Genomic DNA, 14,499 nt, shown 5'->3' with positions numbered 1-14,499 from the left:
CAGGGCTACGGCCATGCAGGCGACGGCCAGCGTCCAGTTTCGTGCCCGGAAGGTGTCGCCGACGCCGATCGCGTCAGTACGCTGGTGCTGGTCAGACGGGACGAGGGTTTCGACCATGCGATGCGCCTCCTTGTGAGCGTGCAAAGTTTCGAGACCAATAGTCTTGTAGGTAGACCAATAGTCTCGTTCTGAAACAGGAGGTGGGTCACTATTACCGCCGGGACGTCGGACCCGCGCCCCGCGAGGTCGCGGGCCAGGCTGCTGGAAGCCGCTGTCACGTTGTTGCGTGCCGGGGGTCCCAGCGCGGTGACGGTCGACGCCGTCACCCGCACCGCCAACGTAGCCAGGGCAACCCTGTATCGCCACTTCCCGAGCGGAAACGATCTACTGGCAGCCGCTTTCAACAGCCTTATCCCGGCGTCGCCCACCCCACCGGCCGAGGGTTCGCTGCGCGACCGCCTGATCGCGGTGGTGCTGGCCCAGGCCGAATCCGTGGCCCAGGCGCCTACTCTCATGACCGCCATGTCCTGGCTCGCGCTGGGGCGCGATCTGGAGGGACTGCCCGAGCCCCGGCACAGCGGCAACGCCGACAGCTCGGCGATCACCACCCTGCGGGAGCGCATCGCCCAGCAGTACGCGGAGCCCTTCGACGCGATTTTCGACAGCCCGGAGGCGGCCGAGCTGGGGGAGGTGGACCGGTCGCGGGCGATCGCCCTGCTCATCGGCCCGCTGGTGTTGGGCCGCCTGTCCACGCTGCCTGATTTCGACTACCGCCAATGCGCGCTGGCGGCCGTCGACGGCTTCTTACATGTGCAGTGCGGCAGGGCCGGCGCGGCCGATATCGAATCGGCGGGAGCCTGAAGGGTCCCGCGGCCCGCTGCCTCAAACCCTCTGACCAGCACGTTTACGCCCCGGTGCTACCGTCCTTGAGCCGGGTGCGGTGGATTCGGCCGGAGATCGCGGCCGAATTTTGTTGGGGCACGATCTTCAGGCATACTGTTCAGGTTGCCGTGAGCCGGGTTTGCCTGGTCGGGCATACGACCAGCGTCCAAACGGGCGCGTCCGGTCCCATCCTTTGAGAGCGACGAATTTCGATCGCGGATGAGGCTGCGTGAGGGTGACACGCCCGACCGCGGGGGCCGGTGGACCACGACAGGTAAACAGCGGCGCAGTATCCGGCGCAACGCTCGATCGGCCCAGAGTTGGCCGGCCCGATCGGCGCGCCGGTGGCACCAGGCCCGGATTCGGGCCTCAACAGGAGTGAGGGTAGGAGAAGCGTGGCGGGACAGAAGATCCGCATCAGGCTTAAGGCCTACGACCATGAGGCTATTGACGCGTCGGCGCGCAAGATCGTCGAGACCGTCGTCCGCACGGGTGCCAGTGTTGTAGGTCCGGTGCCGCTGCCGACTGAGAAGAACGTGTATTGCGTCATCCGCTCTCCGCATAAGTACAAGGACTCGCGGGAGCACTTCGAGATGCGCACTCACAAGCGGCTGATCGACATCCTCGACCCGACGCCGAAGACCGTCGACGCGCTGATGCGCATCGACCTTCCGGCCAGTGTCGACGTCAACATCCAGTAGGAGATCCAGACTCATGGCAAGAAAAGGCATTCTGGGTACCAAGCTGGGCATGACGCAGGTGTTCGACGAGAACAACAGGATCGTGCCGGTGACGGTCGTCAAGGCCGGTCCGAACGTGGTGACCCGCATCCGTACCCCCGAGCGCGACGGCTACAGCGCCGTGCAGCTGGCCTACGGCGAGATCAGTCCCCGCAAGGTCAACAAGCCGGTGACCGGTCAGTACGCCGCCGCGGGCGTGAATCCGCGCCGGTTTTTGGCCGAGCTGCGGCTGGAGAACCCCGAGGCGGCCGCCGATTACGAGGTCGGCCAGGAGCTGACGGCGGAGATCTTCGCCGACGGCGCCTACGTCGACGTCACGGGCACCTCGAAGGGCAAGGGTTTCGCCGGCACCATGAAGCGCCACGGTTTCCGCGGTCAGGGTGCCAGTCACGGTGCCCAGGCGGTGCACCGCCGTCCGGGTTCCATCGGTGGCTGCGCCACCCCCTCCCGGGTGTTCAAGGGCACCCGGATGTCGGGCCGGATGGGTAGCGACCGGGTGACCGTCCAGAACCTGTTGGTGCACAAGGTCGATACCGAGAACGGCGTGCTGCTGATCAAGGGCGCGGTCCCCGGCCGCACCGGTGGACTCGTCGTGGTCCGCAGCGCGGTCAAACGAGGTGAGAAGTGATGGCAGAAGGCTCCAAGACGCTCAAGATTGACGTCAAGACGCCGGGCGGCAAGGTCGAGGGCTCGATCGAGCTGCCGGCCGAATTGTTCGACGCCCCGGCCAATATCGCGCTGATGCACCAGGTCGTCACCGCGCAGCGGGCGGCGGCGCGTCAGGGCACGCACTCGACCAAGACGCGCGGCGACGTCAGCGGCGGTGGCCGTAAGCCGTACCGGCAGAAGGGAACCGGCCGGGCCCGACAGGGTTCGACGCGTGCCCCGCAGTTCGCCGGCGGTGGCGTCGTGCACGGTCCCAAGCCCCGCGACTACAGCCAGCGCACCCCCAAGAAGATGATCGCCGCGGCGTTGCGCGGCGCACTGTCCGACCGGGCGCGCAACGGCCGCATTCACGCGATCACCGAGCTGGTCTCCGGTCAGACGCCGTCCACCAAGAACGCCAGGGCGTTCTTGGGCACGCTGACCGACCGCAAGCAGGTGCTGGTCGTGATCGGCCGCAGCGACGAGGCCGGCGCCAAGAGCGTGCGCAACCTGCCGGGTGTGCACCTCCTGACCCCCGACCAGCTCAACACCTATGACGTACTGCGCTCCGACGACGTGGTGTTCAGCGTTGAGGCGCTGGGCGCCTACATCGCCGGGGCCACCAGCGCTGACAACCACAACGCCGGAGACAAAGATGTGGAGGTAACGGCGTAGATGGCCACCATCACTGACCCCCGCGACATCATTCTGGGCCCGGTCATCTCGGAGAAGTCCTATTCGCTGCTCGACGACAACGTGTACACGTTCGTGGTGCACCCCGATTCGAACAAGACGCAGATCAAGATCGCTATCGAGAAGATCTTCTCCGTCAAGGTCGCGTCGGTGAACACCGCGAACCGGCAAGGTAAGCGGAAGCGCACCAGGACCGGATTCGGCAAGCGCAAGAGCACCAAGCGGGCCATCGTCACGCTGGCGCCGGGTAGCAAGCCGATCGATCTGTTCGGGGCACCGGCGTAGCCGCCGCGAGAGGAAACCTGATTAGACATGGCAATTCGTAAGTACAAGCCGACGAGCCCGGGCCGTCGCGGCTCGAGCGTGTCCGATTTCTCCGAGGTCACTCGTTCCACCCCGGAGAAGTCGCTGGTGCGTCCGCTGCACGGCCGCGGTGGACGAAACGCGCACGGCCGCATCACGACCCGCCACAAGGGTGGTGGCCACAAGCGCGCCTACCGGGTGATCGACTTCCGTCGCAACGACAAAGACGGCGTCAACGCCAAGGTCGCGCAGATCGAGTACGACCCCAACCGGACCGCCAACATCGCGTTGCTGCATTTCCTGGACGGGGAGAAGCGTTACATCATTGCGCCGCAGGGGCTTTCGCAGGGCGACGTGGTGGAGTGCGGTCCGAACGCCGACATCAAGCCGGGCAACAACCTGCCGTTGCGCAACATCCCGGCCGGTACCGTGATCCATGCTGTGGAACTGCGACCGGGCGGTGGCGCCAAGCTGGCGCGGTCGGCCGGGTCGAGCATCCAGCTGCTAGGTAAAGAGGGCACCTACGCGTCGCTGCGTATGCCCAGCGGTGAGATCCGCCGCGTCGACGTGCGCTGCCGCGCCACGGTCGGCGAGGTCGGCAACGCCGAGCAGGCGAACATCAACTGGGGCAAGGCCGGCCGGATGCGGTGGAAGGGCAAGCGCCCTTCGGTCCGTGGTGTGGTCATGAACCCGGTGGACCACCCGCACGGTGGTGGTGAGGGTAAGACCTCCGGTGGTCGGCACCCGGTGAGCCCGTGGGGCAAGCCCGAGGGCCGCACCCGCCACCCGAACAAGGCCAGTAACAAGCTCATTGTCCGACGCCGGCGCACCGGCAAGAAGCACGGTCGCTAGGAAGTCAGGAGTAGCACATGCCACGCAGCCTGAAGAAGGGCCCGTTCGTCGACGGCCACCTGCTCAAGAAGGTGGACACGCAGAACGAGAAGAACACCAAACAGGTGATCAAGACATGGTCGCGGCGTTCGACGATCATTCCTGACTTCATCGGCCACACCTTCGCCGTCCACGACGGACGCAAGCACGTCCCGGTGTTCGTCACCGAGTCGATGGTCGGCCACAAGCTTGGTGAATTCGCGCCCACCCGCACCTTCAAGGGACACATCAAGGACGACCGGAAGGCCAAACGGCGATGACCACAACGGAATTCCCATCGGCGGTGGCCAAAGCACGTTTCGTGCGGGTGTCGCCGAGAAAGGCGCGCCGGGTGATCGACCTGGTGCGCGGCCGCTCGGTGGCCGACGCGCTGGACATCTTGCGCTGGGCGCCGCAGGCCGCCAGTGAGCCGGTGGCCAAGGTGATCGCCAGTGCCGCGGCCAACGCGCAGAACAACAACGGGCTGGACCCGGCGACCCTGGTGGTCGCCACCGTCTACGCCGACGGGGGACCCACCGCCAAGCGCATCCGTCCGCGGGCCCAGGGCCGCGCATTCCGGATCCGCAAGCGCACCAGCCACATCACGGTCGTGGTGGAAAGCCGGCCGGGCAAGGACCAGGGATCGGCGAAGTCGACCCGGGCCCGTCGCGCCGAGGCCAGCAAGGCCGCCGCGAAGGCACCCGCCAAGAAAGCGCCGGCCAACAAGGCACCAGCCAAGAAGGCCGCCAAAAAAGCGCCCGCGAAGAAGGCCGCACCGAAAGCCGAAGCCAAGACGTCTGAGACCTCTGACGCGAAGGGAGGCTCAGACTAGTGGGCCAGAAGATCAATCCGCACGGCTTCCGGCTGGGCATCACCACCGACTGGAAGTCACGCTGGTACGCCGACAAGCAGTACGCGGACTACGTCAAGGAAGACGTCGCGATCCGGCGGCTGCTCTCAACCGGCCTCGAGCGGGCCGGGATCGCCGACGTGGAGATCGAGCGAACCCGTGACCGAGTCCGGGTGGACATCCACACCGCGCGTCCGGGCATAGTCATCGGCCGTCGCGGCACCGAGGCCGACCGGATCCGTGCCGACCTGGAGAAGCTGACCGGCAAGCAGGTGCAGCTCAACATCCTCGAGGTCCGAAACCCGGAGTCCCAGGCGCAATTGGTGGCCCAGGGCGTCGCCGAGCAGCTGAGCAACCGCGTGGCGTTCCGCCGGGCGATGCGGAAGGCCATCCAGTCCGCGATGCGTCAGCCCAACGTCAAAGGCATCCGGGTGCAGTGCTCCGGCCGTCTCGGTGGTGCCGAGATGAGCCGCTCGGAGTTCTACCGCGAGGGCCGGGTGCCGCTGCACACGCTGCGCGCCGACATCGACTACGGCCTGTACGAAGCCAAGACCACCTTCGGCCGGATCGGCGTGAAGGTGTGGATCTACAAGGGCGACATCGTCGGTGGGAAGCGCGAATTGGCCGCCGCCGCCCCGGCGGGCGCCGAGCGTTCGCGTCGCGAGCGTCCGTCGGGCACCCGTCCGCGTCGAAGTGGCGCGTCGGGCACCACGGGCACCGGCACCGAGGCCGGCCGCGCCGCGGCGAGCGCTGAAGAGGGCGCAGCGGCCGCCGCGACCCCGTCCGCACCCGCTGCAGAACCACCAAGCACGGAGAGCTGAATCATGTTGATTCCCCGCAGGGTTAAACACCGCAAGCAGCACCACCCCCGCCAGCGCGGCATCGCCAGTGGCGGCACGGCGGTGAACTTCGGTGACTACGGCATCCAGGCTCTGGAGCACGCCTACGTCACCAACCGGCAGATCGAGTCCGCTCGTATCGCCATCAACCGGCACATCAAGCGTGGCGGCAAGGTGTGGATCAACGTGTTCCCCGACCGCCCGCTGACCAAGAAGCCCGCCGAAACCCGCATGGGTTCGGGTAAGGGTTCGCCGGAGTGGTGGGTCGTCAACGTCAAGCCGGGCCGGGTGCTGTTCGAACTCAGCTACCCCAACGAGCAGACCGCGCGGGCGGCGCTGACCCGCGCAATCCACAAGTTGCCGATCAAGGCACGCATCGTGACTCGAGAGGATCGGTTCTGATGGCAGTGGGAATTTCGCCGGGCGAACTGCGTGAGCTCACCGAAGAGGAGCTGGCCGAGCGGTTGCGCGAATCCAAGGAAGAGCTGTTCAACCTGCGTTTCCAGATGGCGACCGGACAGCTCACCAACAACCGCCGGCTCCGCACGGTGCGTCAGGAGATCGCGCGCGTCTACACCGTGCTGCGCGAACGAGAACTGGGCTTGGCTTCCGGGCCCGACGGTAAGGAATCGTGATGGCAGAAGCCAAGAAGGCTGCCCCCAAGAAGACGGCCGCCAAGACCGAGGCCGCGTCGAAGGACAAGGGCCCCAAGAACACTCCGGCCAACCCGAAGGTGCGGGGCCGCCGCAAGGTGCGCATCGGCTACGTGGTGAGCGACAAGATGCAGAAAACCATCGTGGTCGAGCTCGAAGACCGCGTGCGTCACCCGCTGTACGGCAAGATCATCCGGACCACCACCAAGGTCAAGGCGCACGACGAGAACAGCACCGCCGGGATCGGGGACCGCGTCTCGCTGATGGAGACCCGCCCGACGTCGGCGACCAAGCGTTGGCGGCTCGTCGAAATTCTGGAAAAGGCGAAGTAAGCCCTCGTCGCTAGCAGCACCAAGCGCCCTGATCCGGGTGTAGTCTTCACGCACGTTCGGCAAGTCCGCTACGAGAGTGAGGCTGACGATGGCGTCTGGGTCGGGACAGTCCGCGGAGTTCACCGGCAAGATCGAGCTCGACATCCGGGATTCCGAACCGGACTGGGGGCCCTACGCCGCACCGACCGCTCCACAGAACGCGCCCAACGTCCTGTATCTGGTGTGGGATGACACGGGCATCGCGACCTGGGACTGCTTCGGCGGCCTGGTCGAAATGCCCGCCATGTCGCGCATCGCCGAGCGCGGCATCCGGCTCTCGCAATTCCACACCACCGCGCTGTGTTCGCCCACCCGGGCCTCGTTGCTCACCGGCCGCAACGCGACGACCGTCGGCATGGCCACGATCGAGGAGTTCACCGAGGGTTTCCCCAACGCCAACGGTCGTATCCCGTTCGAAACCGGCCTGCTTTCCGAGGCTCTCGCCGAACAGGGATACAACACCTACTGCGTGGGCAAGTGGCACCTGACACCCCTCGAGGAATCGAACCTCGCCTCGACGAAGCGGCACTGGCCGACCTCGCGCGGCTTCGAACGGTTCTACGGGTTCATGGGCGGGGAGACCGATCAGTGGTATCCGGACCTGGTCTACGACAACCACCCGGTGTCTCCGCCGGGCACCCCGGCGGACGGTTACCACCTGTCAAAGGACATCGCCGACAAGACGATCGAATTCATCCGCGACGCCAAAGTGATTGCGCCCGAGAAACCTTGGTTCTCCTACGTGTGCCCCGGCGCGGGGCACGCGCCGCACCACGTGTTCTCCGAATGGGCGGACCGCTACGCCGGCAAGTTCGACATGGGCTACGAGCGCTACCGCGAGGTGGTGCTGGAGCGGCAGAAGTCACTGGGCATCGTGCCGCCCGACACCGAATTATCGCCGGTCAACCCGTATCTCGACGTGAAGGGGCCGAGCGGCGAACCGTGGCCGCTGCAGGACACGGTGCGGCCGTGGGATTCGCTGAACGACGAAGAGAAGAGGCTGTTTTCCCGGATGGCCGAAGTGTTCGCCGGGTTCCTGAGCTACACCGACGCCCAGATCGGAAGGATCCTGGACTATCTCGAGGAATCGGGCCAGCTGGACAACACCATCATCGTGGTCATCTCCGACAACGGCGCCAGCGGTGAGGGCGGCCCGAACGGCTCGGTCAACGAGGGCAAGTTCTTCAATGGCTACATCGACACCGTCGAAGAAAGCATGAAGCTGTTCGAACACCTCGGCGGTCCGGAGACCTACAACCATTACCCGATCGGGTGGGCGATGGCGTTCAACACGCCCTACAAGCTGTACAAGCGCTACGCCTCCCATGAGGGCGGCATCGCCGACACGGCAATCATTTCGTGGCCCAACGGCATTGCCGCGCACGGGGAAGTTCGCGACAACTACGTCAACGTCTGCGACATCACCCCGACCGTCTACGACCTGCTGGGCATGACGCCGCCGGAAACCGTCAAAGGTATCGCCCAGAAGCCGCTGGACGGTGTGAGTTTCAAAGCGGCCCTTGCTGATCCGGGGACCGACACCGGGAAGAGCACCCAGTTCTACACCATGCTGGGAACCCGCGGGATCTGGCACCAGGGTTGGTTCGCCAACACCGTACACGCGGCCACCCCGGCCGGCTGGTCGCATTTCGACGCCGACCGCTGGGAACTGTTCCACATCGAGGCCGACCGTAGCCAGTGCCACGACCTGGCAGCCGAAAACCCGAACAAACTGGAAGAACTCAAGGCGCTGTGGTTCTCGGAGGCGGCCAAGTACAACGGGTTGCCGCTGTCAGATCTGAACATCCTGGAGACGCTGGGACGGTCGCGGCCATATCTGGTCAGTGACCGGAACAGCTACCTCTACTATCCCGATTGCGCCGATGTGGGCATCGGTGCCGCCGCGGAAATCCGCGGCCGGTCGTTCTCGGTGCTGGCCGAGGTGGCCGTCGACACCACCGGCGCCGAGGGTGTGCTGTTCAAGCAAGGCGGCGCGCACGGCGGGCATGTGTTGTTCATCCAGGACGGCCGGCTGCATTACGTGTACAACTTCCTCGGCGAGCGCCAGCAGGAGGTTTTCTCGTCCGATGCGGTGCCCCTTGGCAGATATCTGTTCGGCGCCAGCTATTCCCGCACCGGAACGGTCGAGAACAGTCACACGCCGCTGGGCGACGTCACGCTGTTCATCGACGACCAGGTCGTCGGCACGCTGGCCGGGGTGACCACCCACCCCGGGACCTTCGGGCTGGCCGGTGCCGGTATCACGGTCGGGCGCAACGGCGGGTCGGGAGTGTCCAGCCGGTACAAGGCGCCGTTCACGTTCACCGGCGGCACCATCACTCAAGTCACCGTCGACCTGTCCGGCCGGCCTTACGTGGACGTGGAAGCCGAGATTGCGCTTGCCTTTTCGCGAGACTGATGTGTCGGCGCGCGAAGGGCGCCGCTGCCGTGATCGGCGCAGCAAACTGGCGGGGTCCGAAGCCCTTGTCGTGATCCGCTGAAAAGTGGGGTCGGCGCTGCTAGCATCACGCTGCGTGATGCCCCAATGACCGCCGGGCCCCCGGCGCCGCCGCCGACCGGTGCACGAGGCCGGCAAATCGCGATCACGTTCGGGATCGTCGCCTCGCTCATCGTTATTTACGTGCTGTCGCTGATCGCCGTGCACCTGCTGGCCAAATCGGCGCCCCCGCTGCCCGCGGTGGACCTGAGTAAGGTCGAGGCCGAAGACAGCGTCGTGCAGGTGCGGCTGGAGAAACTGGATACCATCGCGAACCGGCTGACGGTCAATGTGCTGGTCTATCCCAAAGATGCGTTGTACGACAAGAACTTCGGCGTGTTGAAGAGCGATGCGGCGGTGCGGCTGTATCCCGATAACGACCTGGGTGACCTGCAGTACCCGGTCGGCAAAGCACCCGCGCAGGTGAGCACGACCATCGAGGCGCACGGCGACCCCGCGAACTGGCCGTTCGATTCCTACCGAACCGGGGTCATCTCGGCCGATGTGTTCACCGGTTCCGGCGCCAGCAAGGAGAAGACGGCGGCCCGCGTCGAAGCCGCTGGAGGGCTGGACGGGTGGGATGCCACCGTCACTCGCGTCCACGATGCGGAGGAGAACAATCCAGATCTCAAGGACGACTTGGTGATTACGTTGCACCGGGCCAAGGGGCAGCTGATCTTCGACGTCGGCATCTGTTTGGTTTTGATCGCGCTGCCCGTCTTGGCGCTTTGGGTCGCCATTCCCGTGGCGCTGGGCAGGACGTCATTCCTGCCGCCGCTCACCACCTGGTACGGCGCAATGCTTTTCGCCATTGTCCCGCTGCGCAACATCCTGCCGGGCAGCCCACCGTACGGTTCGTGGGTCGACCAGGCCATCGTGCTGTGGGTGTTGATCGGGCTGGTCGCCGCGCTGACACTGTTCCTCGTCGGCTGGTGGCGACAGCGCGATCGAAAAACGCCTACCAAGACCTGAATTCGCCTCGCTCGGGTTTCGGCGCGTCAACGGAGCTGATCGCGTCGACCGCGCCGGAGACCCTCGCCTGGAAATCGGCGGACAACGGAATGTAGCCGCTCCTGGCCAGTTCCATCTGGCCGGGACCGATGGCCGCCTGCAGAAAAGCCTTGACGGCCTTGGCCACATCGTAGGTCGGGTACTTCGAACGAACGATCTCGTAGGTGGCCAACACGATCGGGTAGACGTCGGGCTGGGCGGGGTTGTAGAACGACGACAGGTCGAGCACCAGATCGTTGCCGACGCCGGTGTTGCCGACGGCTCCGGTACCCACACCCGCCGTCGAAGCTCTTGCCCGCAGCCTTGCCCCAGGCTTTACCTGACGCGGCCTGCAGGTAGGCCTGAAAGTTGTCGGTGGTGCCCGAGCCGTCGCTGCGGTAAATGACGTGAATGTCCTCGGCCGGCATGGAGGCGATGAGTTAGGCCAGGGCCGGGTCGTCCCAGCGCGTGATGGTGCAGTTGAAGATCTCGGTCGCTGCAAGCGGAGACCAACATGGCGCTGGCCGCCAGGACGCCTACGGCCAGCATCGAAAGATTGGGCTTCACACCCGGCACACCTACCGCCACTGGCTTAACAGGCAAACAAACGCTGGATGAACTGGTGGGCCAATCGGCGGGTCATCGAGAGTTCGCACGTTTGGGCGGACCTGGTGTCACCGAAGCCTCCGCGACGATTTCGCTGGCTATCGTGCGGCGCCCGGCGACGGGGCGAAAATTACCTAAACATGACGAATTTTCAAAGAACCACCGCGGTGCCCGGGAGTTCGCTAGCATCCGTCCTCTATGTCCAGATTCCCACGGAGGTGTTGACCGATGACCCACCAAGCGCCACCCTCGCCACCGCCCCCGGCGCCGTCGGAGCAACCATCCGCGACACCTCCTTCCGCGGCCGCGTCTCACCGCCGCAAGCGGCGCAGGGTCATTGCCGTGGCCGCCGTCGCTGGCTTTATCGCCGTGTACGCCCTGTCGCTGTTCGGCGTGCACCTGCTGGCGAAGTCGGGGGGCCCACTCAAGCCGCCCGACCTCAATGCCACCAATGACACGGTCGTGCTGGTGCGGCTGGAAAAGCTGGACACCACTGCGAACCGATTGACGGTGAAGGTGCTGGTGATCCCTGAGGAGTCGATGTTCGATAAGCGCCTCGAGGTGCTCAAGACCGACACCGCAGTCCGCATGGATCCCCCGAACGACCTCGGCGACTTGCAGTACCCGGCCGGCAAGTCGCCGGCGCAGGTCGCGACCACCATCGAGGCACACGGTGACCCGAATAACTGGCCGTTCGATTCCTACCGCACCGACACGCTGTCCGCCGATGTGCTTGTCGGCCAGGGTGATGCGCGCCGCTACGTACCCGCGCGGGTGGAGGTGACCGGCGGCTTGGACGGCTGGGACGTCAGCGTTCAGCGCGTCGGCGAAGCCAGCCAGGACTCGGATCGCGCCGACAATGTCATCATCACCTTGCACCGCGCCAAGGGGCCGCTGATCTTCGACCTCGGAATCTGCTTGGTCCTCTTCGCGCTGCCCGCGCTGGCTTTTGCCGTTGTCATCCAAATCGCCTTGGGCAGAAGAAAATTCGTGCCTCCGTTCGTGACGTGGTTTGCCGCCATGTTGTTCGCCGTCATCCCCATTCGCAACTTTTTGCCAGGGGCGCCTCCGCCGGGCGCGTGGATCGACCAGGTCCTGGTGATCTGGGTGTTGATCGCGCTGGTTGCGGCGATGGCCCTCTACATGCTCACCTGGTATCGACAATCCGACTAGGGCGCCTGACCGGCGTAGCCTGACGGGGTGCTGAGCGAGCTGGTTGACCTGCCGGGCGGGTCATTCCGCATGGGCTCGACCAGCTTCTACCCCGAAGAGGCGCCGATCCACACCTTGACGGTGGGACCCATTGCGGTGGAACGGCACCCAGTGACCAACGCGCAGTTCGCCGAATTCGTCGACGCCACCCGGTATGTGACGGTGGCCGAGCAGCCGATCGACCCGGCGCTGTACCCGGGAGCGAACGCGGACGATTTATGCCCGGGCGCAATGGTTTTCCGGCCGACACCCGGGCCGGTCGACCTGCGCGACTGGCGACAGTGGTGGCAGTGGGTGCCGGGGGCGAGCTGGCGCCACCCGTTCGGGCCCGGCAGCGCTGTCGCGGACCGCGGCGATCATCCGGTCGTACAGGTGGCGTATCCGGACGCGGCGGCCTATGCGCGCTGGGCCGGGCGGCGGCTGCCGACCGAGGCCGAGTGGGAGTATGCGGCCCGTGCCGGATCCACAACGACGTACGCGTGGGGCGACGAGGCCACGAGCGACGGCCGGCTGATGGCCAACACCTGGCAGGGCGACTTCCCGTACCGCAATGAGGGGGCGCGCGGCTGGGCGGGAACGTCGCCCGTTGGGACGTTCGCCCCCAACGGCTTTGGGCTTGTCGACATGATCGGCAACGTATGGGAGTGGACGGCCACCGAGTTCGCCGCGCATCACCGGCTCGACCAGCCGCCCAAGTCCTGCTGCACCCCGTCGGGCCCCGCCGATCCGTCGGTCAACCAGACGTTGAAGGGGGGCAGCCACCTGTGCGCGCCGGAGTACTGCCACCGCTACCGTCCGGCGGCCCGGTCACCGCAATCGCAGGACTCCGCGACGACGCACATCGGATTTCGCTGTGTGGCGGACTCGCCACCCGGCTAGCAAATCCGTAGCGGCGTGTCGGCCGGTTGCTTTAGGTGCGTTTCGACCAGTGAAGTTAAACGGCCGCTCCAGCCGGATCTCGCCAGCGGTGCCGGCCCGGTTTCAGCAAGCATCACGACGCATTCCGCGCACCATTGCTCGCGGCGGCGGCCGATGACGACGGAGGCCCCGACCCCGGTTGCACCGGCTCCGGCGGTGCCCACGAAGAAGAAGCGCGAGGCGCCGCGGATCGCAATCGGCGTGTGCATTCTTGCGGCAGTCATCATCGTCTACGTGCTGTCGCTTTTCGGTGTGCATTTTCTGCAGCGGTCGGAGGGTCCGCTGCCCCCACTGGACCTGAGCCAGGGCGGCGGCGACGCCACGATCGTGCAGCTGCGCCTCGAAGAGTTGAAGCCGGTCGCCAACCGCCTGTCCGTCGAGGTGCTCGCCTATCCCGGAGTTGCCCAGTACGACAATCGCTTTGACGTGCTGGCCAACGACGTCGCGGTACGCCTGTATCCGACAAGCGACCTGGGCGATCTGCAATACCCGAAGGGCAGGGCGCCGGCCCAACTGAGCACCACCATCGAGGCGCACGGCGAACCCGGCAACTGGCCGTTCGACTCCTACCGGACCGAGCCGATCGCGGCCGATGCGTTCGTCGGGACCGGCGACAACCGCAAGAAGGTGCCCGCCCGTGTCGAAGTGACCGGCGCGCTGGATGGCTGGGAGATCAGCGTCAACCGGGTGCACGACCCCAGCGCGCTGCCCACCTCCCGCGCGACCGACAACGGCAACGTGGTGATCACGCTGAAGCGGGCCAAGGGGCCGCTGATCTTCGACCTCGGGATCTGCCTGGTGCTGATCAGCCTGCCCACCCTGGCCCTGCTGGTCGCCATTCCGATGGCGCTGGGCAGAAGGAAGTTTCTGCCGCCGTTCGCCACCTGGTACGCCGCGAACCTGTTCGCGATCGTCCCGCTGCGCAACATCCTGCCGGGGGCGCCACCGCCCGGGTCGTGGATCGACCAGGCGATCGTGCAGTGGGTCCTCATCGCGCTGGTGACGGCCATGACCTTGTACATCGTGGCCTGGATCCGGCAGGGCGACTGATCGCGGCTGTCGCCCCCAGGTGGCATAATCGAACTCATGTTCGAGTGGTGGTACGCCTCGCGGGAGACGCCGGAGTCGGCGGCGCTGCTGGATCGGGTGCGCGAGGCCGGGAGCGCGGAGGCGCGGGCGGCCGCTGAGCGCTTGGTGGCCGCCGGTGAGTTGTTGGTGTTGCGCTGTCGCGAATCAGGGGAGTGCGCGGAATGGTCGGCCGATGCGTGGGAGGCGGTGGCCGCGCAGTTGGGTGCGGCGTCGGGGTGCAGCGTCGCGATGGGCCATAGCTACTTGCGGTATGCCATGGCGATGCGGAATCGGTTGCCGCAGGTCGGTAAGGTCTTTCGGGCCGGCCACATCGACTATCGGGCGTTTCAGACGATCGTGTT

Annotated in this window: 18 protein-coding genes and 1 pseudogene; 18 read left to right on the top strand and 1 reads right to left on the bottom strand. The window is 66.1% G+C overall.

What is annotated here, in order from left to right; genetic code table 11:
• Positions 1–261: 261 nt before the first annotated feature.
• The 14 genes from VFW69_RS16820 to VFW69_RS16755 all read left to right on the top strand — a co-directional run bounded on the left by VFW69_RS16820 (position 262) and on the right by VFW69_RS16755 (position 10,315).
• Positions 262–861, top strand: a complete 600-nt coding sequence (locus VFW69_RS16820) for a TetR/AcrR family transcriptional regulator (protein ID WP_526502632.1) — start codon at positions 262–264, stop codon at positions 859–861.
• Positions 862–1,277: 416 nt separating this feature from the next.
• Complete coding sequence (gene rpsJ / locus VFW69_RS16815; RefSeq protein WP_003873519.1) at positions 1,278–1,583, top strand: 30S ribosomal protein S10; 306 nt, start codon at positions 1,278–1,280, stop codon at positions 1,581–1,583.
• A 13-nt stretch (positions 1,584–1,596) separates the two neighbouring features.
• On the top strand, positions 1,597–2,250 hold the full coding sequence (rplC, locus tag VFW69_RS16810) for a 50S ribosomal protein L3 (protein WP_526502631.1): 654 nt from the start codon (positions 1,597–1,599) through the stop codon (positions 2,248–2,250).
• Positions 2,250–2,942 carry a 50S ribosomal protein L4 gene (rplD, locus tag VFW69_RS16805; protein ID WP_526502630.1) on the top strand — a complete coding sequence of 231 codons (693 nt, stop codon included), beginning with the start codon at positions 2,250–2,252 and terminating at the stop codon, positions 2,940–2,942. The genes rplC and rplD overlap by 1 nt, the downstream gene beginning before the upstream one ends.
• Positions 2,943–3,245, top strand: coding sequence for a 50S ribosomal protein L23 (rplW, locus tag VFW69_RS16800; protein ID WP_007773589.1), 303 nt, complete (start codon positions 2,943–2,945; stop codon positions 3,243–3,245).
• A 27-nt stretch (positions 3,246–3,272) separates the two neighbouring features.
• Positions 3,273–4,115 (top strand): 50S ribosomal protein L2, encoded by an 843-nt coding sequence (gene rplB, locus VFW69_RS16795; RefSeq protein ID WP_526502629.1) that lies wholly within the window; start codon positions 3,273–3,275, stop codon positions 4,113–4,115.
• A gap of 17 nt (positions 4,116–4,132) precedes the next feature.
• Entirely contained in the window at positions 4,133–4,414 is a 282-nt protein-coding gene (gene rpsS / locus VFW69_RS16790; protein ID WP_008260806.1) for a 30S ribosomal protein S19, read from the top strand.
• A complete protein-coding gene (rplV, locus tag VFW69_RS16785) occupies positions 4,411–4,965 on the top strand; it encodes a 50S ribosomal protein L22 (RefSeq protein WP_526502628.1) in 555 nt (184 codons plus the stop codon). The genes rpsS and rplV overlap by 4 nt, the downstream gene beginning before the upstream one ends.
• Positions 4,965–5,804: a 30S ribosomal protein S3 gene (gene rpsC / locus VFW69_RS16780; protein WP_526502627.1), complete on the top strand. Its 840-nt coding sequence runs from the start codon at positions 4,965–4,967 to the stop codon at positions 5,802–5,804. The genes rplV and rpsC overlap by 1 nt, the downstream gene beginning before the upstream one ends.
• Before the next feature lie 3 nt (positions 5,805–5,807).
• The gene (rplP, locus tag VFW69_RS16775) at positions 5,808–6,224 is read left to right on the top strand and encodes a 50S ribosomal protein L16 (protein ID WP_297601926.1); all 417 of its coding nucleotides are present in this window, start codon (positions 5,808–5,810) and stop codon (positions 6,222–6,224) included.
• The gene (gene rpmC / locus VFW69_RS16770; protein ID WP_007773580.1) at positions 6,224–6,457 is read left to right on the top strand and encodes a 50S ribosomal protein L29; all 234 of its coding nucleotides are present in this window, start codon (positions 6,224–6,226) and stop codon (positions 6,455–6,457) included. The genes rplP and rpmC overlap by 1 nt, the downstream gene beginning before the upstream one ends.
• On the top strand, positions 6,457–6,807 hold the full coding sequence (rpsQ, locus tag VFW69_RS16765) for a 30S ribosomal protein S17 (RefSeq protein WP_526502626.1): 351 nt from the start codon (positions 6,457–6,459) through the stop codon (positions 6,805–6,807). Before rpmC ends, rpsQ begins: the two co-directional genes overlap by 1 nt.
• A gap of 88 nt (positions 6,808–6,895) precedes the next feature.
• Entirely contained in the window at positions 6,896–9,265 is a 2,370-nt protein-coding gene (locus tag VFW69_RS16760; protein ID WP_526502625.1) for an arylsulfatase, read from the top strand.
• 126 nt (positions 9,266–9,391) lie between these two features.
• Positions 9,392–10,315 carry a DUF4436 domain-containing protein gene (locus VFW69_RS16755; protein ID WP_526502624.1) on the top strand — a complete coding sequence of 308 codons (924 nt, stop codon included), beginning with the start codon at positions 9,392–9,394 and terminating at the stop codon, positions 10,313–10,315.
• Here the strand turns inward: VFW69_RS16755 and VFW69_RS16750 are convergent.
• A pseudogene (locus VFW69_RS16750) lies at positions 10,302–10,824 on the bottom strand (substrate-binding domain-containing protein); the annotation flags it as partial. The gene VFW69_RS16755 and the pseudogene VFW69_RS16750 overlap by 14 nt on opposite strands.
• Positions 10,825–11,167: 343 nt before the next feature.
• On the opposite strand from VFW69_RS16750, the gene VFW69_RS16745 reads away from it, so the two are divergent.
• The 4 genes from VFW69_RS16745 to VFW69_RS16730 all read left to right on the top strand — a co-directional run.
• Positions 11,168–12,112 (top strand): DUF4436 domain-containing protein, encoded by a 945-nt coding sequence (locus VFW69_RS16745; RefSeq protein ID WP_526502623.1) that lies wholly within the window; start codon positions 11,168–11,170, stop codon positions 12,110–12,112.
• A gap of 27 nt (positions 12,113–12,139) precedes the next feature.
• Positions 12,140–13,030: a formylglycine-generating enzyme family protein gene (locus tag VFW69_RS16740; RefSeq protein ID WP_526502622.1), complete on the top strand. Its 891-nt coding sequence runs from the start codon at positions 12,140–12,142 to the stop codon at positions 13,028–13,030.
• A 153-nt stretch (positions 13,031–13,183) separates the two neighbouring features.
• Positions 13,184–14,119: a DUF4436 domain-containing protein gene (locus VFW69_RS16735; protein ID WP_526502621.1), complete on the top strand. Its 936-nt coding sequence runs from the start codon at positions 13,184–13,186 to the stop codon at positions 14,117–14,119.
• A gap of 36 nt (positions 14,120–14,155) precedes the next feature.
• Positions 14,156–14,499 (top strand): DUF222 domain-containing protein (locus VFW69_RS16730; protein ID WP_526502620.1); only part of this gene is annotated, 344 nt, incomplete at its 3' end.

Source organism: Mycobacterium sp. (assembly GCF_036273375.1).
Taxonomy (GTDB): domain Bacteria; phylum Actinomycetota; class Actinomycetes; order Mycobacteriales; family Mycobacteriaceae; genus Mycobacterium.
This window is presented reverse-complemented; position numbering and strand designations above follow the sequence as displayed.